Origin of the sequence: Kribbella sp. NPDC056345 (assembly GCF_042262745.1) — a bacterium.
Lineage (GTDB): Bacteria > Actinomycetota > Actinomycetes > Propionibacteriales > Kribbellaceae > Kribbella.
Genome location: NZ_JBHJQQ010000017.1, coordinates 139,508 through 164,679 on the forward strand (window position 1 = coordinate 139,508; position 25,172 = coordinate 164,679).

The following is a 25,172-nucleotide window of genomic DNA, read 5'->3' on the forward strand; positions in this document are numbered from 1 at the left end:
TCAGCGCCCTTCGGATCCGGCGACCACAGCCGCGACCGACAACGTGTCGATCGCGCCGTAGTGCTGGATCGGTTCCGGCCGTACGGCGCCTGGCAGCCGGCGGGTCACCCGGCTCGTCAGCCAATCCCGGATGTGCCGGTTGCAGGCGCGCTTGTCGGCGGCGCTCAGCGGAGACCGGCGTACGGCGGCGTAGTAGCCGAGGATGTATTCGGCGACCAGCCGGATCGGCGGATGCACGAGCTTGTTGGCGCGCTTCGGGTCCAGGTTGCGGGACCAGCTGCTGATGGTCGGGTTCGCCTGCAGGGCACGACCGTCGTGGTGCCGGCGGAAGTACAGCCACTCGGGCACCTGGAGGAAGCGGCCGTGCAGCACCAGCTCGGCCATGAACACCTGGTCCGCGTGATAGAAGCTGCCGTGCGGCTTCACCTTGCGCAGGACGTCCGACCGGATCACGCCGTAGAAGTCGTCTGCCTGGATCGCGCCCGGCAGGTCGGCGTCCCGCAACTGGCTTCGCAGTCGCTCCGGCGCCTCCGGCGCGTCGGTGTGCAGCGGGTACTCCAGTGCCTGGATGACGTTGTCCTCGCCGTCGATCGCAGCGGTGTAGGTGTGCGTCAGTACGGCGTCCGGGTTCGCGTCCAGGAGGTCGATGCACTTGGCAACCAAGTCCCGGCCCCACAGGTCGTCACCCGAGGCCCACTTGAACAGCTCACCGTGACTCTTCTGGAAGACGAAGTCATGGTGCGGCGCAGCGCCGACGTTGTGGTCCTGCCGATAGAACGTGATCCGCTCGTCACGCGCGGCGTACTCACGGCAGATGTCGTCCGTACCATCCGTGGACGCGTTACTGGACAGGATCAGCTCGAAGTCGGTGTACGTCTGGCCGAGCACCGCGTCCAGCGACTGCGCGAGGTACTCCTCGCCGTTGTAGACCGGTAGGCCGATGCTGAGTCTGGGGTGGGTCATGAAGGGCTCCCAACTGGGTCGGCGACGGTCCGATGCACCGGACCAAGGAGGCGCGGCGATCCCGCGAGGACGACGATCGGTACGGCGAGCAGTCCGCCGCCGAGCACGTCGGTGAACCAGTGCATTGAAAGGATCAGCAGCGAGAACCCCATGGTCAGCTCGGCCACCAGCACCAGCCACCAGGCCCACAACGGCGGACGTTGCCGCCAGACGAACAGAATCCCGCCCAGGCAGCTGAGCAGGACGATCATGTGGCCGGACGGGTAGGACCCGCTGAAGAAGCCGACGTCGTTGTGCGGATCCGGCCGGCCGAGAATCGCCTTGCTGACCTGGGTCAGGAACACGGTCACCACTGCGAGGCAGCCGACGTAGATCACCGGCGACCAGGACTTCCGGCGTACGGCGGCGACCGCACCGGTCACCGCGAGCGCGGCGAGGGCGACCGGTGGGCCGGCACCATCGACAACGTTGCCGAAGGCCAGCTGCCACGGCCCCCAGACGTCGTCGGGTCTGAACACTTCGCGCAGCGTGCGATCGAAGTTGTCGGTCGGTTCGACTGTGACGAACACAGCCAAGGCCAGGAACACCGCCAGACTGATGAACGCCCAACGGTGTGCCACTGACAACTTCGGTCCCACGCTGCTCCTCTATGCGTACTTACGGAAGACGGGCTGAACAGGACGCCCTGGCAGGAACGCTGAAACGTCCCGTGCGTCGAGGGCCTTGCGATAGACGATGCAGGCCTGAGCCACCGCCTCGACGGTGCGGTCGATGTCGGCGTCGGTGAGGGCGCTGCTCACCACGAACGACGGGCCGATCACGCCGCCGAGAAGCAGCTCGCGAAGGAAGAGCGTCCGGTACGGCTGCGACGGCGCGAAGTTCTCGTCGAGCGTCGCGAAGACCAGGTTGCTCGCCCGGCCGCGGACCAGTACGTGGTCCTCGACACCGGTCGCCAAGGCGACCTCGCGGACACCTGCCGCCAGCTTCTCTCCCCGTTCGTGCAACCGCGCGGCGATGCCCTCTTCGGCGTACACGTCCATGACCGCCATCGCCGCGGCGAGGGCATGCGTCTCGGCGCCGTGCGTGGTGGACAGCAGGAAGACGCGCTCGTTGGTGTCGCGCAGACCGCCGCGCTCCATGAACTCGCGCTTACCAGCCAAAGCCGATACGGCGAACCCGTTGCCGAGCGCCTTGCCGAACGTCGAGAGGTCGGGCGTCACGCCGTACATCCCCTGGGCGCCGGCCTCGGAGAACCGGAAGCCGGTGATCATCTCGTCGAAGACCAGCAGCGCGCCGTAGGAGTGGACGAGGTCGCGCAGACCCTCCAGGTACCCGGCTGGTGGCTCCTGCTGGGTCGCGGCTTCCAGGATCAGGCAGGCGATCTCGCCGTCGTACCGGCGGAGCAGCTCCTCGGTCGCGGCCAGGTCGCCGTACGGGAAGGCCACCGTCAGGTCGCCGATCGCGTCCGGGATACCGGCCGCCATCGGGGTCCTGGTGATGAACCAGTCGTCGGTGGAGAAGAAGGCGTGGTCGGAGCAGATCGCCACCCGGGTCCGGCCGGTGATCGCGCGGGCCAGCTTGACCGCGGCCGTGGTCGCGTCGGAACCGTTCTTGGCGAACTTCACCATGTCCGCGGTGGGCACCGAGGCCAGGAACCGCTCGGCCGCTTCGGCCTCGAGGATGCTCGGGCGGACGAAGTTGCTGCCGCGCTCCAGCTGACCCCGCACGGCCTCGAGCACCCGCGGGTGCGCGTGGCCGAGACTGACCGCGCGCAGACCGGCGCCGTATTCGATGTACTCGTTGCCGTCGACATCCCAGACGTGAGCGCCGAGGCCGCGCTCGATCACGGGCGCCATGTCCTCGGGGTACTGGTCGTCGCCCTTGGCGTAGGTGTGTGCACCACCAGGGATCGCCTTGTGCAGCCGGGTGTTCGCGGCGATGGACTTCTCAAAAGACTTGGTCATCTCAGCCTCACGATCGCTTCAGCCAGAGACGGCGCTGCGAGGTCGCGCTCGGACATGAGCGTGACCGGCAGCGGCCAGTGGATATCGAGAGCCGGGTCGTCCCAGCGGATCGACACGTCCTCGGACGGGTCGTGCGCGCGGTCGATCCGGTACGACACATCGGCGGGCTCGGTCAGTGCCTGGAACCCATGTGCGCACCCGGCCGGTACGTACACGGTCACCTGGTTCTCACCGGTCAGGTCGAAGGTCTCGCGCTGCCGGTACGTCGGTGAGCCGGGGCGAAGGTCGACGACGACATCCAGCACGGCGCCGTACGAGCACCTGACGAGCTTGGCCTCACCGGCGCCCGCACGGATGTGCATCCCCCGTACGACGCCGCGGCGGGACCGGGAGATGCTGTCCTGCACGAAGGCATCCGGATCGAGACCGGCCTGCTTCAGTACGTCGCGATCGAACGTGCGCGAGAAGAACCCGCGCTCGTCGACATGCGGTGTCGGCCGGAAGATGAGTGCACCGGCGATCCCGGCTACCTGTTCTACCTGCATGTCATCGCCTCAGCTCGTGGGGCTCTGGAAGCGGAACCAGGTACGTCGCACCCCAGCCGCCGTCGGCCTCGAGCTGGGCGATCACCTCTTCGGCGATATCCCAGGTCAGCACCAGTACGACGTCCGGCCGGGCAGCCTTCAGATCCTCGACCGGGTGGATCGGGACCAGGCAGCCACCGGGGATCCGGCGACCGTGCTTGCCAGGGGCCTTGTCGACGGTGAACTCGAGCAGATCCGTGCCGACCTTGCTCAGGTCGAGCAGAACCGGTGCCTTGGAGGGAGCGCCGTACCCGAGGACCTTGCGGCCGGCGGCCTTGTGCCGGGTCAGCTCGGCGTGCAGCGCAGCCGCCGCGTGCGTCGCGGCCTCCTGCAGGCTGGCCAGCTGGATCTCGTCCGCGATACCGGCGGCCTCTTCGTCGGCCAGGACAACGTCGACGGAGGCATCGGGTTTCGCGTCCGCGGTGTGCCGCAGCATCACCATCAGGCTGCCGCCGAACATCTCGACGTGCCTGACCGACTCGATCGCCAGGCCATGCAAGTTGGCGATGTAGCCCACCGCGCGCAGCGACTGGTAGACCCAGTGCCCGTGCCGGATCGTGTCGAACTGGTTGCCGATGAACAAGGGCAGCAGGTGGTGGAACTCCATCACCAGCAGGCCGCCGGGCGCGAGCCGCTCGGCGCGCAGCCTGAAACTCTCCCCCATCGCCGGCTCGTGAACGAGACCGTGGACGTCGATGACGAGGTCAGCCTTCTCACCATCACCGGCCAGGCGCGACCCAGCGGCGTACAGGTGGTCGAGCCAGGAACCGCCGTGCGGGCTGCCGAACTCGAAGACCACACTGCCGTTGAGCTCGGGGTAGTCGCGGAGGATCTCCTTCACCGAGGTCTCGGCGTGCGCGAGGCTCGTCGCCGACTCGACCGCCAGCGGCTCCTCGGCGATCTGCGCCTCGACCGGGCCGAGCTGGACCAGCGTGCACACGCGGCACAGCCACAGCGACAGCGGGTGGCGCAGATCCGGACCAGGTGTGTCGGCGGTCGGGAACAGGTCAGCGGTCGGCTGATCACCGAGATCCACGACCGGTACGACGTCAGTGCCGGCGCACCCGCGGCAGTTCACGCTCACCACGTCAACATCCCCTTGCCGGTCGTGAAGGCCTCGGCGTACCGGGCCCGGCATTCCATCCCGCGCAGCCGGGCGAGTCCGGTGAACGTCTCCTCGTCGAACCAGTCGTGCGGGACCTGGGACGGGTACGCCTTGTGCAGGCGGGTGACCTTCTCGCGCATCTGCTCCTCGGTCAGGTCGACGTACAGCCAGGGGCGGCCGAGGTCGCCGTCCCACTTCGGGATCTCGTAGTGCAGGACCAGGTGGTTGCGCCAGACCGTCGGCGCCAGCTCGGCGATCAGCCGGTGGTCCTGGTGGGCGTCGTGCCGGCTGGGCGCCAGCACGATGTCGGGCCGCCGATCACTGCGAGCCGTTGCCTCGAGCAACTCTTTGGTCTCGTTCCAGTGCGCGGGCAGCCGGCCGTCCGGCAGCTCGGCCGACGTCACGGTCACCTCGCACTCGGGCAGGAACAGCTCCGCGCCCCGGCGGGCCTCCTCGAGACGAAGCGGCGTACCGGTCGCGATCACGAACTCGGCGGTCAGCTCCGGCACCGACTCGGCCAGCTTCAGCAGCGTGCCGCCGCAGCCGATCTCGATATCGTCCGGGTGGGCGCCGAGGGCAACGATGTGGACCGGCCCGTCGATCAGGCCGAGCTGGAACGGGAGCATCAGATCGCCACCACGACCGGGTCGTGGGCCCGCTTGGCCTGACGGTTCTCGTGCGACCACAACGCCCACGGCTTCTTGCCCGAGCGGTACAGCTCCTCGAGCTGGCTGCGCTCCTTGAGGGTGTCCATCGGCGCCCAGAACCCGTGGTGCGGGATCGCCTCGAGCTTGCCGACGGCGGACAGCCGCGGGAACGCGTCGCCGACCAGGTCCTCGCCCTCGTTCAGGACGTCGAAGATCTCCTTCTTGATCACGAAGTAGCCGCCGTTGATCCAGACGTTCAGATCGGCCGCCGAGCGCAGACCGGTGACGCGCGAGTCGGTACCGAACTCGACCACGTGGAAGGACGCCTGCGGCGGGACCGCGAGCAGGCTCGCCGTCACGTCGCTCGCGATCACGTGGTCGACGATCTTGTCCATCGGCGCATCGGTCAGCACGTCACCGTAGTTGGCCAGGAAGACGTCGTCGTCCTCCAGGTACGGCCGGACCCGGCGCAGCCGCTCACCGATACTGGTGTCGATCCCGGTGTCGACGAAGGTGATCTTCCACTCGCTGATGTCGGAGTCGAGCAGCTCGATCCGCTGCCCGCCCTTCGTCATCACGAAGTCGTTGGAGACCGTCTCCTCGTAGCGCAGGAAGTACTCCTTGACCGCCGAGCCACCGAAGCCCAGGGCCAGGATGAACTCGGTGTGGCCGAAGTGCGCGTAGTACCGCATCACGTGCCACAGGACCGGCCGGTCACCGATCGTCATCATCGGTTTCGGTGCGGAGTCCACGCCGCTGCGCATCCGCAGCCCGAAGCCCCCGCAGAAGATCACGACCTTCATCTGACTTTCCTTCCCCCCACAAACCTTTAGATGACTTCGAGACGCGGGATCGGTACGACGAACTTCGCGCCCCACTCCCGTGCGTAACCGAGCTGGTGGACGATCTCGTCGCGCAGGTTCCACGGCAGGATCAGGATGTAGTCCGGGCGCGTCTCGGCCAGGTGCTCGGGCGCGAAGATCGGGATGTGCGTCCCCGGCAGGAACAGCCCGTGCTTGTGCGGGCTGCGGTCCACCGTGTACGGCAACAGGTCCTCACGGATCCCGCAGTGGTTCAGAAGGGTGTTGCCCTTCCCGGGCGCGCCGTACCCGGCGACGGTCTTGCCGTCCCGCTGTGCCTGGATCAGGAACTCGACCAGCTCGGCCTTGATCGTGAAGACCTCGTTCGCGAAGCCGGCGTGTCCTTCGACCGTGTGCAGACCGGCGTCCGCTTCGTCCTTCAGCACCTTGCCGACGAGCTCGGTCGGCTCACCCGCGTTCTCGATGGGTGTGCTGAAGACGCGGATCGAGCCGCCGTGGCTGGCCAGCTCCTGGACGTCGACGACCTTCAGGCCGGCCTTCTCGAGGGCGAGCGAGGCGGTCTTGAGCGACAGGTAGGAGTAGTGCTCGTGGTAGATCGTGTCGTACTGACGGCGCTCGATCAGGCGCAGCAGGTGCGGGAACTCCAGCGACACCAGGCCGTCGTCCTTCACCAGCGCACGCAGGCCCTTGGCGAAGTCGATGATGTCCGGAACGTGCGCGAACACGTTGTTCCCGGCAACGAGGTCGGCCTTGCCGTGCCGCGCCGCCGCGTCGGTACCGGTCTCCTCGCCGAGGAAGTAGCTCTCGGTCCGGATGCCCTTCTCGTTCGCGATCGCGGCGATGTTCCCGGCCGGCTCGATCCCGAGCACCGGGATGCCGAGGGCAACGGCGTGCTGCAGCAGGTAGCCGTCATTGCTGGCGGCCTCGACGATCAGGCTGTCGGGGCCGAGGTTCAGCCGCTCCTGCATGTCGACGACGAACCGGCGGGCGTGCTCCACCCAGCTGGTCGAGTACGACGAGAAGTACAGGTAGTCGGAGAAGACGTCATCGGCCGCCACGTACGCCGGGAGCTGGACGAGCAGGCAGTTGTCGCAGATCCGCACGTTCAGCGGGTAGAAGGTCTCCCCCGCGTCGATCTGGTCGGCGCGCAGGAAGCTCTCGCACGGCGGTGACATGCCGAGGTCGACGAACGTCCGGTTGAGGGTCTCGCCGCAGAGGCGGCACTCCACAGCAGCCATCAGTTGGACTCCTTGAAAACGTCAGCCAGCGGGCCGGGGAACTGGTCCTCGGTCTGGCGAACCAGCTGGCCGTCGACCAGGCCCTTGCTCAGCAGTTGCTGGATCCGGCGCAACCGGACGAACTGCGCCGACGTGAAGTCGTCGTACGTCAGACCGTGCTGCTGGTAGGCGGCGTACATCTCCTCGACGCCCTTGCGGACCGTCCACTCGAGCTTCAGGCCCGGGAAGGTGTCGTTCAGCTTGCTGAAGTCGACCTTGTAGTTGCGCAGGTCCGGCCCGGCGCCGTCGGCGATCGACAGCGTCGACCCCGGCACCACCTCGCGGACCATCTCGGCGATGTCGCGGACCTGAACGACATCCTCGGACCGGCCGACGTTGAACGCCTCGTCGTGGATCAGCTCGCGCGGCGACTCCAGCACCTCGCCGAACGCGCGGCTGATGTCCTCGATGTGGACGAGCGGCCGCCACGGGGTGCCGTCGCTCTCCAATCGCACCTGGCCGGTGGTCAGCGCGACCGCGGTCAGGTTGTTCACCACGATGTCCAGCCGCAACCGCGTCGAGGCGCCGTACGCGGTGGCGTTGCGCAGGTACGTCGGGCTGAAGTTGTCGTCGGCCAGCTTCGACAGCTCCTGCTCGGCCAGCGCCTTGGTCTCGCCGTACGCCGTCACCGGGAACATCTCGGCGTCCTCGCCGACCGCCTCGGACCCGGCCGCGCCGTACAGGCTGCAACTCGACGCGAACAAGAACCGCCCGACGCCGGCGTCCTTGGCCGCCTGGGCCACGTTCAGCGTGCCGCGCAGGTTGACCGAGTACGTCGCCTCCTTGTCGAGGTTGCCCAGCGGGTCGTTCGACAACGCGGCCAGACAGACCACCGCGTCGTACCCCTCGAGCTCCTTCGCCGTGACGTCCCGCATGTCCCGCGGTTTGCGGTCGCCGATCGGCTCCGGGCCGCCCAGCAGGTCACACCCCTCGTACAACCCGGTGTCCAGACCGTCCACCACATGTCCCGCAGCCCGGAGGAACGGCACCATGACGGCCCCGATGTAACCCCGATCGCCGGTGACCAGCACTCTCATCCGTACGCTCCCTCACCCCGACACTCCCCTGTCGCCTCATACAGATCCGCTTCGAGCCGTCCTGATACAGCCGATCGGGATCGGGTTTGTATCAACCAGTTGCAGCCACTGCTCTCCTGTACGTCGCGGCCCGGGCGGGGCCGATGCAAAGGGGGCACCATGAGCGTGTTCGGAGATGCCAAGGGCCTGGTTCGCCACGCCGTCGACAGCGCCACGGTCCGGCTCGGACTCGGCCACTCGGAGGAGCGGCTCGCACACGATGCGCGGTCGTACTGGACCGAGAACGTCCACGAGCCCGGCTGGCGGGGAAACTCGCACTTCCGCGACGCGGAGGTGTTCGAGCAGGTCGACTGGACCTCGGTCGGGGCGGACCACTGGGAGCTGTTCTCCCGGCTGGCCCGGATCGCCGGACCGGAGGTACACCTGGACCGCGTCGTCGAGTGGGGCTGCGGCGGCGGAGCCAACGCGGTCGCCTTCGCACCGCACTGCCGGGAGTTCATCGGCGTCGACGTGAACCAGGAAAGCCTGACCGAGTGCGGTCGGCAGCTGGACGCCATCGGCGCCGCCGGGTTCACCGGCGTCGAGGCCGACCTCCTCGATCCCGAGAGCGCGGTGCCACGGATCGGTGAGGTCGATCTCTTCCTCTGCCTCTACGTCCTCGAACTGGTCCCCAGCCCCGGCTACGGCCTGCGCCTCATGCGCATCGCCCACCAGGTCCTGAAGGACGGCGGCCTGGCCTTCGTCCAGATCAAGTACCAGACCACCGACTGGCGCACAGCCCCCCGCCGGCACCGCTACCGCGAAGCAGTCGCCGCCAGCATGACGACGTACCCGATCGACGTCTTCTGGTCCCAGATGGACGACCTCGGCCTCCACCCCGAAGCCTGCCACCTGGTCCCCCACAACAACCTCGACCACCGCTACGCCTACTACCTGCTCCGCAAAAGCTGAAAATTTCGGCGCGGGTGTATCAGGCGCCGGGTGTCGCTGCTCTTCTGTGCGCTGCCGTGTTCTGAGCCTGTGGGGGGCGTTATGAAGGTTGCCGTATTCGGTCTTGGGTATGTGGGGTCGGTGACTGCGGCTTGTCTGGCTGCGGCCGGGCATGACGTGTGGGGTGTCGATGTCGACACTGCCAAGGTCGGTCCGATCACCGAGGGCCACAGTCCGGTGGTCGAGCCCGGCCTGGACGATCTGGTTGCGGACGGGGTGACCGGGGGGCGGCTGCATGCCACCACGGATCCTCGGCTCGCGCTGGATCGGGCTGACGTTTCGCTGATCTGTGTGGGGACGCCGTCGACTGCGGCGGGCAGCACGGATCTGACGTACATCAAGCGGGCGGTGCGCGATATCGCGGAGGCCGCGCATGTCGTCGTACCGCCGGAGTCCGGGTTCCACAGCATCGTGATCCGCTCGACCGTGCCGCCGGGGACGGTGGACGAGGTCGTCGCGCAGGTGCTGGCCGACGTACCGCCGCCGGCCGGGCTGAAGTTCGGTACGGCGATGTGCCCGGAGTTCCTGCGGGAAGGGTCGGGACTGGCCGACTTCTACGAGCCGCCGTTCGTGGTGGTCGGAACGCAGTTCCCGATGGTCGGGAAGCAATTGAGTGAACTGCTGGCGTTCCTTGGCCAGGAGGTCCAGGTGGTCGACGTGCGGACCGCGGAGGCGCTCAAGTACGCCTGCAACGCGTTCCACGCGACCAAGGTCTCGTTCGCCAACGAGATGGGCCGGATCTTCCGCAACTACGGGGTCGACTCCCGTGAGGTGATGCGGCTGTTCGTCCAGGACACCAGCCTGAACATCTCGCCGTACTACCTGAAGCCCGGGTTCGCGTTCGGTGGCTCGTGCCTGCCGAAGGACCTGCGGTCGGTGCTGCACCTGGCCCGGATGAACGACACCGAGCTGCCGCTCCTGGCCGGCACGTTGGCCACCAACGAGCGCTCGGTCAGCGACGTGGTCGACCGGGTCATCGCCGGTCCGGGCCGTGAGGTCGCGCTGCTCGGTCTGAGCTTCAAGGTCTCCACCGACGACCTGCGCGAGAGCCCGAACGTCGAGCTCGCCGAGCGGCTGATCGGCAAGGGCTACAACCTGCGCATCTACGACGCGATCGTGAACCCGAGCCGCCTGGTCGGCGCGAACCTGCGGCACGTCGAGTCCAAGCTCCCGCACCTCCAGCGCGTGCTCACCGACGACCCGGCCGCCGCACTCGCCGGCGCCGACGTCGCCCTGGTCAGCGCGACCGATACGGCCGCCGTCCAGGCGCTGCTGGCCGCCCCACCGGCCCGAACCATCGACCTCAGTGGCCGGCTCGGCGACGACGTCGAGGCACTGCCCGGATACGAAGGAGTGGCCTGGTGAGCGGCCCGCGCGTCCTGATCATCATCCAGAACCTGTGGGTCCCGTTCGACCGCCGGGTCTGGGAGGAGTGCAAGGCGCTCAAGGGCGCCGGGTACGACGTCACCGTGGTCTGCCCGAAGGGTCCGGGTGACCCGGCGTACCAGGTGATCGACGGTGTGGCCGTCCACCAGTACAAGGCCTACGCACCCGGCGGCAGCAAGGCCGGTTTCATCGTCGAGTACGCGTACTCGTTCCTGATGACGCTGCTGCTGGTGCTGCGGGCTCGCAAGGCCGGCCGGTTCCAGGTCATGCAGGCGTGCAACCCGCCGGACATCTTCTGGCCGATCGCGATCCTGCTGCGCCGCTTGGACCGCACCAAGTTCGTCTTCGACCACCACGACCTCTGCCCGGAGCTGTTCCAGTCACGCTTCGGCGGTACGACGTCCCTCCCGTACAAGGGACTCCGTTTCCTGGAGAAGATGACGCACCGGACCGCCGACCACGTCACGTCGACGAACGACTCGTACCGGCGGATCGCGATCACCCGCAGCGGCAAGGCCAACCACGACGTGACCGTCGTACGGACCGGGCCCGACCCCGAGAAGCTGCAGCGCGTCCAGGCCGACGACTCGCTGCGCGACGGCCACACGTGCCTCGTCACCTACATCGGCGTGATGGGCCCGCAGGACGGCGTCGACATCGTGGTCCGCGCGGCCGACCACATCGTCAACCAGCTCGGCCGGACGGACATCAAGTTCACCCTGATGGGTGGCGGTGACTCGTACGACGAGGTGGTCGCGCTGCGCGACGAACTCGGGCTGCAGAAGCACATCGAGTTCACCGGCCGGGTCCCGGACGAGACTGTCCGCGCGGTGATGTCGACCGCGGACCTCGGTCTGTCGCCGGACCCGAAGAACCCGCTGAACGACGTCTCCACGATGAACAAGACGATGGAGTACATGGCGTTCGAGCTGCCCGTCGTCGCCTTCGACCTGATCGAGACGAAGGTGTCGGCCGCCGATGCCGCCGTGTACGTCGAGCCGAACGACGTCGCGAAGTACGGGCAGGCGATCGTCGACCTGCTCGACGACGAGGTCGCGCGGCGCCGGATGGGCCGGTTCGGCCGCGAGCGGGTCGAGCAGGTGCTCGCCTGGAAACACCAGCAGAAGGCGTACCTCGGAGTGTTCGGGCAGCTGACCGGGCACGTGACGCCGATCAGCGTCGTCCGGGCCACGGGGTCCTGACGTGTGCGGCATCGCCGGCTGCTACCAGCAGCACGACGGTACGGCGCTGGCCGAGGCCATGAGCGACCGGATCGCGCACCGCGGTCCGGACGCGACCGCGACGTACCGGTTCCAGGAGGACGACGTCTTCGCCGTACTGGCGCATCGACGGCTCTCCATCATCGATCTGTCGTCCAGTGCGGATCAGCCGTTCAGCAAGCGTGGTCTGACGCTTTGCTACAACGGTGAGCTCTACAACTACAAGGAGCTGCGGGCCGAGCTCGCGAAGTCCGGCGTCTCGTTCCGGACCAGCTCGGACACCGAGGTGGTCCTGGAGGCCTGGCGTCGCTGGGGTCCGGATGCACTGACGCGTTTCCGCGGCATGTTCGCGTTCGCGATGCTCGACGAGGAGAGCGGCAGCCTGTTCCTGGCCCGCGACCCGCTCGGCATCAAGCCGCTGTTCTTTCTGCGCCGTCAGAGCGGGGTGGTCTTCGCGTCCGAGCTGAAGGCGCTGGTCGCCGCGGTCGGTCCGGAGCTGCGGACCGAGCCTGGTGCGCTCATTTCTTCGATGCTCTACTACTGGCTGCCGGAGCAGCGCTGCTCGATCGACGGTGTGGAGAAGTTGCCGCCGGGGTCGTGGGCGGAGTTCCGGCCGGACGGCAGTAGCCGGCACGACACGTACTGGCGCGTGACCGAGGTCGCGACTGAGGCAGCGGCGGGTCCGCCGGCCGATCTGCGTCAGGTGATCGAGGAGTCGGTCGCCGCGCACATGGTCGCCGACGTACCGGTCTCGACGTTTCTCAGCGGTGGGCTGGACTCCAGCCTGGTGACGGTGCTCGCGAAGCAGATGGATCCTTCCGTCGACTCGTACACGATCACCTTCCGGTCGCAGGACCAGAAGCTCGAAGCGATGCCGGACGACGCGATCTACGCGCGCAAGGTGGCTCAGCAGTTCGGGATCGACCTGCACGAGATCGAGATCGCTCCGGACGTGGTCGACCTGCTGCCGCGGATCGTCGACATCCTCGACGAGCCGATCGGCGACCCGGCGGCGATCAACACGCTGCTGATGTGTGACACCGCGCGGGATGCCGGGGTGAAGGTGCTGCTGTCCGGGATGGGTGCCGACGAGCTGTTCGGCGGCTACCGCAAACACCTCGCCTGTGTGATGGGAGCGCAGTACCAGCGGCTTCCCGGCGTACTGCGGAACGGTCTGATCGGCCCGACGGTACGGCGGCTCCCGGTGACCGTGCGCGGACGCGGACTGCGGTATGCGAGGTGGGCCAAGCGGTTCGAGACGTTCTCGAACCTGCCGGAGGAAGAGGCGTTCCGGCGCAGTTACACCATGTACGACGGGGACCAGCTGGCTGGGTTGTTGAGCCCGGACCTGGAGCCGTACGTCGGGAAGCTGCTCGCCGAACACAGCGACCTCTACCACGACACCACGCTCGACGATCACGTGAACCGGATGTGTCTGGCGGACTCGCGGATGTTCCTGCCCGGGCTGAACCTCGCGTACACGGACCGGTCGTCGATGGCCGCGTCGACGGAGGTGCGGACGCCGTTCGTGGATCCGATCGTCGCGCGGGCGGCGTTCTCGATCCCGGGGAGCCAGAAGATCCATCGGCGGGTCAGCAAGCTGGCGCTGAAGAAGGCGGCCGAGGCCTGGTTGCCCAAGGAGATCATCTACCGGCCGAAGGCGTCGTTCAGCGCTCCGCTGCGGGCCTGGATCCGGAACGACCTGCGTGAGCTGGTCGACGACACGTTGCTGCGCGGTGAGCTCGTCGGGAGTGGGTTCCTGCAGCAGGCCGCCGTACAGCGCCTCGTGGACGACGAGCGGGCCGGGCGTGAGGACTACTCGAAGCAGATCTGGCAGTTGCTGACCCTGGAGACCTGGACCCGCAACATGCGGTCGCTGGGCGTCTCGATCACCTCTTAAAGGATTCATATGAAGCAGGTAGCGCAGAACTACAAGTCCGGTGAGCTGGCGGTGCTCGACGTACCGCCGCCCGGGTGCCAGCCCGGCGGGGTGCTGGTGCGCTCGCTGTATTCGCTGATCTCGACCGGTACCGAGCTGATGAAGGTCGGCGAGGCCAAACTCTCCCTCGTCGGCAAGGCCAAGGCCCGGCCGGACCAGGTGAAGAAGGTGCTCGACACCGTTGCCCAGCAGGGTTTGCGGAGCACCTACCAGAAGGTCATGAACAAGCTCGACTCCTACACACCGCTGGGCTACTCGCTGTGTGGTGTGGTGGTCGAGGTCGGTGAGGGTGCCGAGGAGTTCAGTGTCGGTCAGCTGGTCGCTGCCGCGGGCAACGAGTTCGCCCTGCACGCGGAGTACAACTGGGTGCCGGTGAACTTGTGCGTCCCGGTGCCGGACGGGGTTCCTGCTGAGCAGGCCGCGTTCTCCACCGTAGGCGCGATCGCCATGCAGGGCGTACGACAGGCCGAAGTCCAGCTCGGCGAGACCGCCGTGGTGATCGGCCTCGGCCTGGTCGGCCAGCTCTGCGTACGTCTGCTGGTCGCCGCCGGTGTCCGCGTCTTCGGCATCGACACCGTAGAAGACCGCTGCCGCATGGCCGAGAAGGCAGGCGCCCTAGCCTGCTCCTCCCCCGACGAAGCCGGCGTCGCCTCCCTCGAACGCTCGTTGCTAGCAGCATCCAACGGCCTAGGTGCCGACCACATCCTCCTAGCCGCCGGCGGCCACTCCAACGGCCCCGTCGAAACCGCTGCCCGCCTGGCCCGCGACCGCGCCCGCGTAGTAGACATCGGCAAAACCAGACTAGACCTCCCCTGGAACGCCTACTACGACAAAGAACTCGACCTCCGCTTCTCCCGCTCCTACGGCCCCGGCCGCTACGACGACCGCTACGAACTCCAAGGCATCGACTACCCCGCCGCCTACGTCCGCTGGACCGAACGCCGCAACCTCGAGTGCTTCGTGGACCTGATCGCCCGCGAGCAAATAGACATCGCCTCCCTGATCGCCGGCACCTTCCCCATCGCCGAAGCAACAGACGCCTACGCCAAACTGAGCTCCGGCTCCCTCCCCGGCGTCGGCTTCCTCTTCGAGTACCCCGAGGCTGCAACCGATGAGGTGGGCACCTCCACCGCCGGGGAAGCCACCTCAGCCACTGGTTCCGGGGCTGCTGCGGCCTCCCTCTCCCCCACGAAGCGCCGCGAGCCGGCCGGAGGGCCGGCGAGTGGCGCCGCTCGGCTTGGGTTCATCGGTGCGGGGAACTACGCGTCGAGCATGCTGCTGCCGCACTTGCAAGCCAACGGCAACGCGGCACTTGCCCGGGTAGCGACCAACAAGTCGCTGTCCGCGGCCAACGCTCAGCGGAAGTTCGGGTTTGAGGCGATCTCCACCGACGCGCAGGAAGTGCTGAACGACGACAGCCTGGATGCGATCTTCGTGGTGACGCGGCACAGCAGTCATGCTGACCTCACCTGCAAGGCACTCGAGGCGGGCAAGGCCGTGTTCGTCGAGAAGCCGTTGGCGCTCACGTACGACGAGGTGGACCGGATCGTGGCGACAGCAGAAGCCACCGGCAACGACAGGCTGATGGTCGGGTTCAACCGCCGGTTCGCCCCACTGCTCACCGATCTGAAGGCACGGTTCGGCGACCCCGGCGGCAACTACTCCCTCCGCTACCTCGTGAACGCAGGCAGGCTCGACCCGTCGAGCTGGTACCTCGACCAGGGCAAGGAAGGCAGCCGGTTCGCCGGCGAAGGCGGGCACTTCATCGACACCCTGAGCTGGTGGCTCGACAGCCTCCCGACGGACGTGTACGCCGTACCAGGCCCGGACCACGGCGATGTCGTCATCACGATCAAGTTCGCCAACGGCAGTGTCGGCACGATCAGCTACGTGAGCGGCGGCAACTCGCGGTTCCCGAAGGAGACGATCGACATCACCGGCGGCGGCCGCAACGGACGTCTCGACAACTTCGCCAGCGCCTCCGTCTGGACCGGCCGCAAACCGGCCACCAAGAAGGCCCGCGGCACCGACAAAGGCCAGCGCGCCGAACTCGAAGCCTTCGTGCAGGCAGTCAAGAACGGCACCGCCATGCCGATCCCCTTCGACTCCCTCATCGCCACCACCAGAGCAACCATCGCCGTAGACCGCAGCCTCGCCTCCGGCGCCGCGGAAAAGGTATGAGTCGTCAGCCAATCGGGTGGTACGTCCGGCGCCTCCGCCGGATGTCCCCCACCGAACTGATCTGGCGCACCACCGACCACGCGCGACGTACGGCCTGGGCTTACCAGCAGGTCAAGCCCGGGCAGGACCCCGACGCGCCGCAGACCCTCCGCAAGGACCTGACGTTCGGTACGACGCTCCCGCCGCACGCGGCCGACGCCGTACCGGAGGATGCTCGTAAGGCAGTCATCGAGACCGCCGACGCGATCATGGCCGGAAACCTCGAGGTGCTCGGCACCGACCGCACGGATCTCGCGAGCCCGGACTGGTTCCGCGACCCGATCACCGGCCGCAGGTCCGACCCGGCGCAGTACACGTTCAAGCTGAACCACCGCAACGAGGACCTGGTCGGCAACATCAAGCAGGTGTGGGAGCTGTCCCGGCACCACCACCTGACCCAGCTGGCCGCCGCCTGGTATCTGACCCACGACGACCAGTACGCCGACCGCGTCGCGGAGCAGCTCAACGACTGGTGGCGCACGAATCCGTTCCTGTCCGGTGTGCACTGGGCCAGCGGCATCGAGATCGGCATCCGCCTGATCAGCTGGACCTGGATCCGCCGGCTGCTCAACGACTGGCCGGACATCACCGACCTGTTCGAGCACAACGAGCTAGCGCTGAACCAGCTCTACTGGCACCAGCGCTACCTGGCCGCCTTCCAAAGCAGAGGCTCCTCAGCCAACAACCACGTGATCGCGGAGGCAGCCGGGCAGCTCGTCGGCGCCAGTGCGTTCCCGTGGTTCCGCGAGAGCACCAAATGGCGCACCGACGCAGCCGCCCTGCTCGAACGCGAGCTGGATGCCAACACCTTCCCCTCCGGCGTCAACCGCGAGCTGGCCACCGACTACCACCGCTTCGTCTCCGAACTCGGCCTGTACGCCGCTCTGGAGGCAGATCTGGCCGGCCACCCGTTGAGCCCGTCCACCTGGGCCCTGCTCACCCGCACCACAGATGTGTCCGCAGCAATCGTGGACAGCACACTGCGCCCACCACGCCAGGGTGACGACGACGAGGGCATGGTCCTGGTTCTCGACCCGCCCAACATCCACAGCTGGTCCGCCTACCTCGCACTGGGCGCCGCTGCGGTCGGTGCGGCCGACTGGTGGCCACAGGTCCCCGCCACGGCGACCTCCACCCTCGTCGGTGCACTGGTCAAGGGCACTCAAGGCGACCGGCCTACTGAACGACCGGGCCACTTCAACGACGCCGGTCTCACGATCCTGCGCAGTACCGACGACGGTCCGGAGATCTGGGCCCGCGGCGACGCCGGACCGCACGGCTTCCTCTCGATCGCAGCCCACGCACACTGCGACGCGCTCTCGTTGGAGGTCCGAGTCGGCGGCGTCGACATCCTCGCCGACCCCGGCACGTACTGCTACCACGGCGAAGAGGAGTGGCGGAACTACTTCCGCTCCACCATCGGCCACAACACCGTCGAGGTGAACGGCGCCGAGCAGTCCCTCTGGGGTGGCGCCTTCCTCTGGCTGCGAGGCGCCACCGGTCAGGTCCGCCAGTACGACGGCGCCACCGGCACGTGGGATGCCGAGCACGACGGGTACCGCGTCGGCGACACCCCGGTCACGCACCGGCGCAACGCCGTACTGGATGGCGGCACGCTGCGTGTGGAGGACCACCTCGACACGGCTGCCGACGTACGAATCGCCTGGCACCTCGGCCCGGACGTGACCGCAGAACTCGACGGCTCCACCGCTCGCCTGCAGTGGCCCGACGGTACGGCGCTCGCCGAGCTACCGGCCGGATTGTCGTGGACCGCGCACCGCGGTGGTGACGATCCGCTACTGGGTTGGTACTCACCGCGCTTCGGCCGTAAGGTCCCGATCACCACACTGATCGGCGCCGGGCGGATCAGCCCGGACACGCCCGCGGTCAGCACGTTCCGTTTCCGCGGACGGGTGTATCAGGTCACGTCCTAGCGCCTCTATTACTGCGAACAAGAAGTCGTTCGCTTGGAGGGGGCAGCGTGAACGAACGCAGCGAGGTCACAGCGTGAGTGCGCAGCAGCTAGATGTGAAGAAGTCCTGGCAGGCCATTCGGCGGCACCGGCTGCTGGTTGTCATCGCCGCCGTCATCGGTCTGCTGCTCGGCGTGGCCTACGCCTTCATCCGGCCGCCGATGTACTCGGCCGCCGCGCTGGTCGTGCTTCCGCCGCCCCAGGTGGTCGCAGGCACGACGGCCGGCTCGCAGAGCATCGACACCCAGGTCTACATCGCGGAGAGCGGTCCCGTCCTGCACAGCGCCGGACAGAACCTCCAGCCCGCGCTCTCCACCGAGGTGGTGCGCGAGCGGGTCAAGGCGATGGCGGTGACCGATGACGTGATCCGGATCGAGGCCAAGGGCACCTCAGCCCGCGAGTCCGTCCGGCTCGCCAACGCGGTCGCGCAGGTCTACCTCGTCTTCGTCACCACCGACAAGCAGCTGCCGGGCGACCTCGGCAAGCGAACCGGCGCACGGCTCCTGGAGGGCGCCGCAGAGGCCCGCGGCGGCAGCATGCTCATCCACGCCGCCACGTACGGCGGCCTGGGCGCACTGGCCGGTGCCATCGCCGGGGCAATCATCGTGCTGGCCCGGGCCCGCGGTGACCGCCGGCTGCGGCTGCGCGACGAGATCGCCGACGCGGTCGGGCTTCCGGTCCTGGCCTCGGTGTCGTCGTACGCCGCACAGGATCCGTCCGACTGGAAGGATCTGCTGGAGAACTACCAGCCGACCGCGGTCGACGCCTGGAGTCTGCGCAAGACCCTGCACCATCTCGAGCTGGACGTGAAGGGTGGTCCGGCTGGCTCGCTGACCGTCATCTCGTTCGCCGATGACGACAAGGCGCGCTCACTCGGCCCGCAGCTCGCGGCGTTCGCATCGACGTTCGGCGTCACCAGTTCGCTGGTGATCGACCAGCACCATCAGGAACCCCGCGGATCCGTTGCCCTGGACATCTATCTGACCCTGGTCGACCGGACGGACCCCCAGCTCGACGGCGAGCGGACGACGCGCACGATCATCGCGCTGTCGGCCGGGACCGTGACGGCGGAGGAGCTGGCCCGGCTGGCCGTCGCAACCACCGCGGACGACCGCACCATCGACGGCATCGTGGTCACCGATCCCGATCCGTTCGACCGGACCATCGGGCGGGTCGCGCAGGCGCAGCGGCGTTCCGGCTCGCGGCTCCCGACGCTTCTCACCGGCACGGCAAGGCGGACCCGATGACGAACCATCAGTTCTCGGAGCCGGCCCGTTCCGCCGGCTCGTGGGATGACCAGGACGGCCTGTTCGACAACGAGCGCTCGGCCGGCTACCCGCCGGACAGCCTGGTCACGTTCCGCTTCCTGCGGGACGCGATCGTCCGGCACCGCCGGCTGTGGCTGCTGCTCGCGCTGATCGGTCTCGTCGGTGGACTGGCGTCGAACTACGTGCTGCCGTCACCGCACACCGCGACAGCCCGGATCCTGATCACGACCCGCGAGGGCGAGGACCCGCCGAAGGCGATGGCGACCGAGGTCAGCCTGGCCACCACCAGGACAGTGGCCAACCGGGTGATCGACTCCCTGAAGCTCACCGCAACACCGGACGAAGTTCTGGACAGCTTCACAGTGCTGCCGATCACCAGCCGGGTGCTGGAGATCACCGCCACCGCGAAGTCCGACGCCGAGGCGACAACTCTGGCCACGACGATCGCCCAGACCTTCCTGAAGTTCCGGCGCGAGCAGATCGCATTGCAGGACGTTCCGCTGCGCCGCGACCTCACCACCGCCCAGAACGAGGCGGCACTGGCCCGGCAGACAGTGGTGGCGGCAGGCGACGACCCGGCCGACCCCAAGCGCCCGAACAGCCCGGAGATGACCCGGCTGAACGCCGCGCAGGACAAGGTGAAGTTCGTCCAGCAGCAACTGCTCGACTCGACCACGATCGCGTCCAAGATGAACAGCAGCCGGCTGCTCGACGCTCCGGCCCCGGTCCCCAGCTCTTTCAAGCGGATGCTGGCACTCAAGATCGGGACCGGACTGATTGCCGGCCTCTTCCTCGGACTCGGCTTCGTCATCGTCCGCGCGCTGATCTCGGACCGGTTGTGGAAGCGCCAGGACATCTCGAACGCTCTCGGCGCCCGGGTCCGGCTCAGCACCGGCCGGCCGCCGTGGCGACTCCCCTTCGGCAGCCTCCTGCGCCCCGGGCAGTCGAAGCATCGCGGGGTCCGGTTGCTGTCCCAGCACCTCGGCGGGCGGATCATCTGGGCCGAGCGGCCGTCACCTGCGCTCGCCGTGGTCAGCGTGGACGACGTACAGACCTGTGCGCTGGCCGTGGCATCGCTGGCGGTGGCCCTGGCCGACGAGGGCAAGAACGTCCTGGTCGCCGACCTGACCGGGCGCCAGACGCTCGCGGCGAAGCTCGGCGTGACCACGGCCGGTACCCACGATTCGAGCTTCAGCGGTCCGGATCGCCGGATCACGGTGCACCTTCCGGAGAAGGACGCGCTGCTGCCCGAGGGCTGCTACCTACGGATCGGCGACACCAACCGTCCGTCGGGCACCGGCGACGTACAGCTGGATGCTGCCTGGGAGATCGCTGACCTCGTGCTCGTGCTGGCGACGCTGTCACCGGCCCTCGGCGCCGATCACCTTGGTAGCTGGGCTTCTCGGGCTGCGGTCGTCGTGACGGCCGGACGGACGTCGGCGACCAAGCTCAAGGCCACTGGAGACATGCTGCGCCTGGCCGGTCTCGAGATCGACACCGCGATCGTGCTGAACGCAGACAAGACCGACGAAGGTGTCGGCGTGGCCGAGGCGGAGGCCGCTGCGGTCTCCGCCGACGTCGAGATGTTCTCGCGATGAACGCACTGGCCACGCTCGGGGCACGGCTCGCGCCGAAGCCCGGCTTCCGCGCGGTCCCGCCCGAACGGCGCCGCCGCCGGCGGGTCCAGCTGGTCTGGGCGCTGATGGTGATGAACGTCCTGACGTTCTTCCCGGACTCGCGGCTGCTGGTGCCGATCCCGAGCGCACTCGGCAGGCTGATCGCCCAGGGCTCGCTGCTGCTCGCGCTGGTCCTGGTCCTGACGGTGAACCGGCCGCTGCGGGTCCGGCCCAGTGTCTTCATCTTCCTTGCCTCGCTGCTGGTCACCGAGGCAGTCATCTCCAGCCTCCGGGCGGAGTTCCTGGTCGGTGCTCTGTACCGCTCCGGGCGGCTGCTGATCTTCGTGCTCGTGCTCTGGCTGCTGTCGCCGTGGTGGACGCGACGCGACCTGCTCCTCGTCCGGACCCATCTGATGGTGCTGTGGGCAGTCATCGGCACAGTCGTCGCCGGTGTGCTCGCCTCACCCGGTGGCGCGTTCGTCGACGACCGGCTGACCGGCATCCTGTGGCCGATCCCCGCAACGCAGGTCGGGCACTACGCCGCGGTCGCCACCGGGCTGTCCGCCGTACTGTGGATGGCCGGTCTGCTACGCCGAGAAGTCGCCCTGGTCAGTGTCCTGGTCACCGTCCCGGTACTCCTGCTCACCCACACCCGGACCGCCTTGATCGCCTTGCTGGTCGGCGGGATCGTCGCGGGGCTCAGCCTGTTCACAGCCCGATCACGCGCACGGCGTACGTTCGCGATCGCCATCGGTGCGTTCTCCGTCGGGGCGCTGACCGTGGGCTCCGCGGTGACGACCTGGCTGGCCCGAGGTCAGGACACCGAGCAGGTCACTGCCCTCACCGGCCGCCGCTTGGTCTGGGAAGCGATCCTCGCGCAACCACGGACGACGTTCGAGACGCTCTTCGGGTTCGGCCTGTCCAACAAGTCGTTCACCGGGTTGCCGATCGACAGCAACTGGCTCGGGACGTACTACGACGTCGGCCTGCTCGGTGCGGCCATCAACATCGCCATGGTGCTGTTCGTCTTCATCGCTGCCTGGTTCACCCCGCAGGGCCCGCGACGCGCGCTCGCGTTGTTCATCGTCGCGTACTGCGTGGTGGCGTCGTTCACGGAGACCGGGCTGAGCGAGGCGTCGCCGTACTTCCTGGAGCTGACCCTGGCCGCATCACTCGTGTATCCGAGAACTTCCCGGGAGGGCGGCGCCTGATGAAGATCCTGCTGGTCCACAACAGGTATCGGTCGACCGCGCCGAGTGGCGAGAACAGAGTCGTCGACCAGGAGCGCGAGGCCCTCGCGGCACTCGGCCACGACGTCCGGCTCTTCGAGCGGCAGAGTGACGAGATCGAGGAGTGGCCGGCCTGGAAGAAGGCCACGCTGCCCGCACGCGTGATCTGGAACCCGACGAGCAAGCGGGAGCTGGCGGCGGAGCTGAAGGAGTTCCAGCCGGACGTGGTGCATGTGCACAACACGTTCCCGGTGCTCAGCCCCTCGGTGCTCTACGCCTGCCGCGCTGCCGGTGTTCCGGTCGTGATCACCTTGCACAACTACAAGTTGCTCTGTGCAAGCGGCGACTTCTATCGCGAGGGTTCGGTCTGCCACGACTGCGCCGGGGGCAATCCGCTCCCCGCGGTCCGCAACAGCTGCTACCGCGGTTCGAAGCTCGCTACTGCAACGACGGTGCTCAACACGCGCTCCCATCGGCGTACCTGGCAGAACCTGGTCTCGGCGTACCTGTTCATCTCCGAGTCGCAGCGCACGCTGCTGGCGGGGATGGACTTCGACGCCGACCGCAGTTTCGTCCGCTACAACTACGTCCCGTACGACGGACCCCAGGCGAACTCGCCGCAACGCCAGGTCACGTACGTCGGTCGGCTGGATGCGGCCAAGGGCGCGCCGCTGCTGATGAAGGGCTGGGACGCGTACCGCGCGATCGCGGGTGACGACGCGCTGCAGCTGGCCGTCGCAGGCGGCGGTCCGATGCTCGACGAGGTGACCGCCTGGGCAGCCGACCGCCCGTCGGTGCACCTGCGCGGGATGCTCAGCAAACCCGAGATCTTCAACCTGATCAGCGAGTCACGAGCGGTCGTGCTGCCCTCGGAATGGGAGGAGACCTTCGGTCTGGTGGTGGTTGAGGCAATGGCCGTCGGCGTCCCGTTGCTGGCGTCCGGACACGGTTCCTTCCGTGAGCTCGTAACCGACGGCGTCGACGGCGCGTTGTTCGATCCGGGCCGTCCGGACGAGCTGGCCAAACTTCTGCTCGACGTGGACGCCTGTCCCGACCGGTACGTCGATCTCGGCCGCAACGCCAGAACGACGTACGAGACGATCCACGACCCGCAGTCCAATCTCGAGCAACTGCTCGACGTCTACCGCTTCGCCATCGCGAACCCGGTCCCGAGCACCTAGACCCACCAGCCCGCCAGGCCCCCGAAGGAAGAACCATGGAACAGCGCACACCCAGGTGGTACAGCTCCCGGCGGCTCATCGTCGCCGGCAGCGCTGTCGCGCTGGTCGGACTCGTCTCGGCGGCAGTCCTGCTGACCGGCAACAACCCCATCGGCGGCAACGACCCGGATGCGGTCACCACGCCGGCCAAGTCACTGACCGCCCCGGGCAAACCGCCGGTCACCATCTGCGGCAACGCCCAGGCCCTCAACGGGCCGGCCACCGCACCGACGGGCGCCGTACCGGTCAGCACCACCCAGAACCTGCAGGACCTGACCGCGCAGCACCCCGCCGGTACGACGTTCTACCTTGCCGCCGGCACGCATCGGCTGGCCGGTGGGGAGTTCCTGCAGGTGATCCCCAAGGCGGGCAACCGGTACGTCGGTGCTCCCGGAGCGATCCTGGACGGCGGGAAGCAGAACCGGTACGCGTTCACCGGCTATGCGCCGAACGTCATGATCAGTCACCTCACCATCCAGAACTTCGGTGCGCCCAAGGGCAACAACGACGAAGGCGTGGTGAACCACAACTCCGCCACCGGCTGGACCGTCGAGGCCAACACGATCAAGAACAACGCGGGCGCCGGCCTGATGATCGGCAGCCGCAACGTCGTCCGCGGCAACTGCCTGCGCGACAACGGCCAGTACGGCTTCAACGCGTACAACCCGACCGAGGTCATCGGCATCACCGTCGAACGCAACGAGATCACCGGGAACAACACCGACGACTGGGAGAACCTCCGGCCGGCCTGCGGCTGTACCGGCGGCGGCAAGTTCTGGACGGTGACCGGCGCCGCGGTGCGCGGCAACTGGATCCACGACAACCACGGCCCGGGGCTGTGGGCCGACACGAACAACACGGCGTTCACGGTCGAGGACAACTACATCTCCGGCAACTACGCCGAGGGCCTGATCTACGAGACCAGCTACAACGCGCTGATCCGGCGGAACACCTTCATCCGCAACGGGCTCGGCAAGGGGCCGGAGAACGAGGGCTTCCCGGCGCCCGCGCTGTACATCTCCGAATCCGGTGCGGACAAGCGGGTCCCCGGGCAGTTCGGGCAGACCTTCGAGGTCACCGGCAACGTCTTCACCGACAACTGGTCCGGTGTCATCCTCTGGGAGAACGCCGACCGGTTCGCGGGTTCGCCGGCCAACACCAGCACCGGATCCGGCACGCTGGTGAACCCGAAGGTCGTCACGATCAAGACCTGTAACGCCCAGAACATCGCCAAGCAGCCCTACCTGAGCGACTGCCGCTGGAAGACCCAGAACGTCCGCGTGCACGACAACACGTTCAACCTCAACCCGGACAAGCTCGGCGACAAGTGCGCGTCGAACGCCGGCTGCGGGTACAACGGGATCTTCTCGAACTGGGGCACCTTCCCGGACTGGTCGCCGTACCAGGCCCGGACGATCGAGGACGCGATCACCTTCAAGCAGGCCAACAAGTTCTACGCCAACACCTACAGCGGCCCGTGGAACTTCATCGTGCACGAGCAGGGCAACTCGGTGAACTGGGCGTCCTGGCAGGGTGCGCCGTACGGTCAGGACGAGGACTCCGTGATCAAGGTCTCCGGGGAGCGCTGACCCGCCGATGACCGAACAGATGCGACGCCTCCGGCGCCGCGGGTCATGGGGCTCTAATCCCTGCCCTTCCCTCGTCGCTCCAGTCGCTTCGCTCCCTACGCTCCTCAGTCCAGGTCAGGGCGCCC

General features: G+C 67.8%; 20 protein-coding genes. 11 read left to right on the plus strand and 9 right to left on the minus strand.

The window, feature by feature from the left end; translation table 11 throughout:
* The 9 genes from ACFCV3_RS37795 to ACFCV3_RS37835 are packed head-to-tail and all read right to left on the minus strand — an operon-like array spanning nucleotide 1 to nucleotide 8,398.
* A complete protein-coding gene (locus tag ACFCV3_RS37795; RefSeq protein ID WP_376038957.1) occupies nucleotides 1–963 on the minus strand; it encodes a glycosyltransferase family 2 protein in 963 nt (320 codons plus the stop codon).
* Nucleotides 960–1,601, minus strand: coding sequence for a phosphatase PAP2 family protein (locus tag ACFCV3_RS37800; RefSeq protein WP_376038960.1), 642 nt, complete (start codon nucleotides 1,599–1,601; stop codon nucleotides 960–962). The genes ACFCV3_RS37795 and ACFCV3_RS37800 overlap by 4 nt, the downstream gene beginning before the upstream one ends.
* Nucleotides 1,602–1,610: 9 nt before the next feature.
* Complete coding sequence (locus tag ACFCV3_RS37805; protein WP_376038962.1) at nucleotides 1,611–2,927, minus strand: glutamate-1-semialdehyde 2,1-aminomutase; 1,317 nt, start codon at nucleotides 2,925–2,927, stop codon at nucleotides 1,611–1,613.
* Nucleotides 2,924–3,472, minus strand: a complete 549-nt coding sequence (rfbC, locus tag ACFCV3_RS37810; RefSeq protein WP_376038964.1) for a dTDP-4-dehydrorhamnose 3,5-epimerase — start codon at nucleotides 3,470–3,472, stop codon at nucleotides 2,924–2,926. The genes ACFCV3_RS37805 and rfbC overlap by 4 nt, the downstream gene beginning before the upstream one ends.
* 1 nt (nucleotide 3,473) lies before the next feature.
* A complete protein-coding gene (locus ACFCV3_RS37815) occupies nucleotides 3,474–4,595 on the minus strand; it encodes a methyltransferase C-terminal domain-containing protein (RefSeq protein ID WP_376038966.1) in 1,122 nt (373 codons plus the stop codon).
* A complete protein-coding gene (locus ACFCV3_RS37820) occupies nucleotides 4,592–5,242 on the minus strand; it encodes a PIG-L deacetylase family protein (RefSeq protein ID WP_376038968.1) in 651 nt (216 codons plus the stop codon). Before ACFCV3_RS37820 ends, ACFCV3_RS37815 begins: the two co-directional genes overlap by 4 nt.
* Nucleotides 5,242–6,066 carry a glucose-1-phosphate cytidylyltransferase gene (locus ACFCV3_RS37825; RefSeq protein WP_376038971.1) on the minus strand — a complete coding sequence of 275 codons (825 nt, stop codon included), beginning with the start codon at nucleotides 6,064–6,066 and terminating at the stop codon, nucleotides 5,242–5,244. Before ACFCV3_RS37825 ends, ACFCV3_RS37820 begins: the two co-directional genes overlap by 1 nt.
* A gap of 26 nt (nucleotides 6,067–6,092) precedes the next feature.
* The gene (locus ACFCV3_RS37830) at nucleotides 6,093–7,322 is read right to left on the minus strand and encodes a class I SAM-dependent methyltransferase (protein WP_376038973.1); all 1,230 of its coding nucleotides are present in this window, start codon (nucleotides 7,320–7,322) and stop codon (nucleotides 6,093–6,095) included.
* On the minus strand, nucleotides 7,322–8,398 hold the full coding sequence (locus tag ACFCV3_RS37835; protein WP_376038976.1) for an NAD-dependent epimerase/dehydratase family protein: 1,077 nt from the start codon (nucleotides 8,396–8,398) through the stop codon (nucleotides 7,322–7,324). Before ACFCV3_RS37835 ends, ACFCV3_RS37830 begins: the two co-directional genes overlap by 1 nt.
* Nucleotides 8,399–8,557: 159 nt before the next feature.
* Here ACFCV3_RS37835 and ACFCV3_RS37840 point away from each other — a divergent pair, with 159 nt between their 5' ends.
* From ACFCV3_RS37840 to ACFCV3_RS37890, 11 genes are all read left to right on the plus strand, one after another.
* The gene (locus tag ACFCV3_RS37840; RefSeq protein ID WP_376038977.1) at nucleotides 8,558–9,349 is read left to right on the plus strand and encodes a class I SAM-dependent methyltransferase; all 792 of its coding nucleotides are present in this window, start codon (nucleotides 8,558–8,560) and stop codon (nucleotides 9,347–9,349) included.
* 81 nt (nucleotides 9,350–9,430) lie between these two features.
* A complete protein-coding gene (locus tag ACFCV3_RS37845; RefSeq protein ID WP_376038979.1) occupies nucleotides 9,431–10,753 on the plus strand; it encodes a nucleotide sugar dehydrogenase in 1,323 nt (440 codons plus the stop codon).
* Nucleotides 10,750–11,976 carry a glycosyltransferase family 4 protein gene (locus ACFCV3_RS37850; RefSeq protein WP_376038981.1) on the plus strand — a complete coding sequence of 409 codons (1,227 nt, stop codon included), beginning with the start codon at nucleotides 10,750–10,752 and terminating at the stop codon, nucleotides 11,974–11,976. The genes ACFCV3_RS37845 and ACFCV3_RS37850 overlap by 4 nt, the downstream gene beginning before the upstream one ends.
* Nucleotide 11,977: 1 nt before the next feature.
* Nucleotides 11,978–13,894: an asparagine synthase (glutamine-hydrolyzing) gene (gene asnB, locus ACFCV3_RS37855; protein WP_376038984.1), complete on the plus strand. Its 1,917-nt coding sequence runs from the start codon at nucleotides 11,978–11,980 to the stop codon at nucleotides 13,892–13,894.
* A gap of 9 nt (nucleotides 13,895–13,903) precedes the next feature.
* Nucleotides 13,904–16,114 carry a bi-domain-containing oxidoreductase gene (locus ACFCV3_RS37860; RefSeq protein ID WP_376038987.1) on the plus strand — a complete coding sequence of 737 codons (2,211 nt, stop codon included), beginning with the start codon at nucleotides 13,904–13,906 and terminating at the stop codon, nucleotides 16,112–16,114.
* A complete protein-coding gene (locus tag ACFCV3_RS37865) occupies nucleotides 16,111–18,087 on the plus strand; it encodes an alginate lyase family protein (RefSeq protein WP_376038989.1) in 1,977 nt (658 codons plus the stop codon). The genes ACFCV3_RS37860 and ACFCV3_RS37865 overlap by 4 nt, the downstream gene beginning before the upstream one ends.
* Nucleotides 18,088–18,160: 73 nt before the next feature.
* The gene (locus ACFCV3_RS37870) at nucleotides 18,161–19,372 is read left to right on the plus strand and encodes a Wzz/FepE/Etk N-terminal domain-containing protein (protein WP_376038992.1); all 1,212 of its coding nucleotides are present in this window, start codon (nucleotides 18,161–18,163) and stop codon (nucleotides 19,370–19,372) included.
* On the plus strand, nucleotides 19,369–20,991 hold the full coding sequence (locus ACFCV3_RS37875; RefSeq protein WP_376038993.1) for a hypothetical protein: 1,623 nt from the start codon (nucleotides 19,369–19,371) through the stop codon (nucleotides 20,989–20,991). Before ACFCV3_RS37870 ends, ACFCV3_RS37875 begins: the two co-directional genes overlap by 4 nt.
* Nucleotides 20,988–22,220, plus strand: a complete 1,233-nt coding sequence (locus ACFCV3_RS37880; RefSeq protein ID WP_376038995.1) for a hypothetical protein — start codon at nucleotides 20,988–20,990, stop codon at nucleotides 22,218–22,220. Before ACFCV3_RS37875 ends, ACFCV3_RS37880 begins: the two co-directional genes overlap by 4 nt.
* A complete protein-coding gene (locus ACFCV3_RS37885; protein WP_376038997.1) occupies nucleotides 22,220–23,419 on the plus strand; it encodes a glycosyltransferase in 1,200 nt (399 codons plus the stop codon). The genes ACFCV3_RS37880 and ACFCV3_RS37885 overlap by 1 nt, the downstream gene beginning before the upstream one ends.
* Nucleotides 23,420–23,454: 35 nt before the next feature.
* Nucleotides 23,455–25,047 (plus strand): right-handed parallel beta-helix repeat-containing protein, encoded by a 1,593-nt coding sequence (locus ACFCV3_RS37890; RefSeq protein ID WP_376039000.1) that lies wholly within the window; start codon nucleotides 23,455–23,457, stop codon nucleotides 25,045–25,047.
* Nucleotides 25,048–25,172: the final 125 nt, after the last annotated feature.

What these genes read in the sequence shown, in the direction of transcription:
- ACFCV3_RS37795 (WP_376038957.1), bottom strand. Translation starts at nt 963, where the DNA reads ATGACCCACCCCAGACTCAGCATCGGCCTACCGGTCTACAACGGCGAG.
- ACFCV3_RS37805 (WP_376038962.1), bottom strand. Translation starts at nt 2,927, where the DNA reads ATGACCAAGTCTTTTGAGAAGTCCATCGCCGCGAACACCCGGCTGCAC.
- rfbC (WP_376038964.1), bottom strand. Translation starts at nt 3,472, where the DNA reads ATGCAGGTAGAACAGGTAGCCGGGATCGCCGGTGCACTCATCTTCCGG.
- ACFCV3_RS37820 (WP_376038968.1), bottom strand. Translation starts at nt 5,242, where the DNA reads ATGCTCCCGTTCCAGCTCGGCCTGATCGACGGGCCGGTCCACATCGTT.
- ACFCV3_RS37825 (WP_376038971.1), bottom strand. Translation starts at nt 6,066, where the DNA reads ATGAAGGTCGTGATCTTCTGCGGGGGCTTCGGGCTGCGGATGCGCAGC.
- ACFCV3_RS37830 (WP_376038973.1), bottom strand. Translation starts at nt 7,322, where the DNA reads ATGGCTGCTGTGGAGTGCCGCCTCTGCGGCGAGACCCTCAACCGGACG.
- ACFCV3_RS37835 (WP_376038976.1), bottom strand. Translation starts at nt 8,398, where the DNA reads ATGAGAGTGCTGGTCACCGGCGATCGGGGTTACATCGGGGCCGTCATG.
- ACFCV3_RS37840 (WP_376038977.1), top strand. Translation starts at nt 8,558, where the DNA reads ATGAGCGTGTTCGGAGATGCCAAGGGCCTGGTTCGCCACGCCGTCGAC.
- ACFCV3_RS37845 (WP_376038979.1), top strand. Translation starts at nt 9,431, where the DNA reads ATGAAGGTTGCCGTATTCGGTCTTGGGTATGTGGGGTCGGTGACTGCG.
- ACFCV3_RS37860 (WP_376038987.1), top strand. Translation starts at nt 13,904, where the DNA reads ATGAAGCAGGTAGCGCAGAACTACAAGTCCGGTGAGCTGGCGGTGCTC.
- ACFCV3_RS37865 (WP_376038989.1), top strand. Translation starts at nt 16,111, where the DNA reads ATGAGTCGTCAGCCAATCGGGTGGTACGTCCGGCGCCTCCGCCGGATG.
- ACFCV3_RS37875 (WP_376038993.1), top strand. Translation starts at nt 19,369, where the DNA reads ATGACGAACCATCAGTTCTCGGAGCCGGCCCGTTCCGCCGGCTCGTGG.
- ACFCV3_RS37880 (WP_376038995.1), top strand. Translation starts at nt 20,988, where the DNA reads ATGAACGCACTGGCCACGCTCGGGGCACGGCTCGCGCCGAAGCCCGGC.
- ACFCV3_RS37885 (WP_376038997.1), top strand. Translation starts at nt 22,220, where the DNA reads ATGAAGATCCTGCTGGTCCACAACAGGTATCGGTCGACCGCGCCGAGT.
- ACFCV3_RS37890 (WP_376039000.1), top strand. Translation starts at nt 23,455, where the DNA reads ATGGAACAGCGCACACCCAGGTGGTACAGCTCCCGGCGGCTCATCGTC.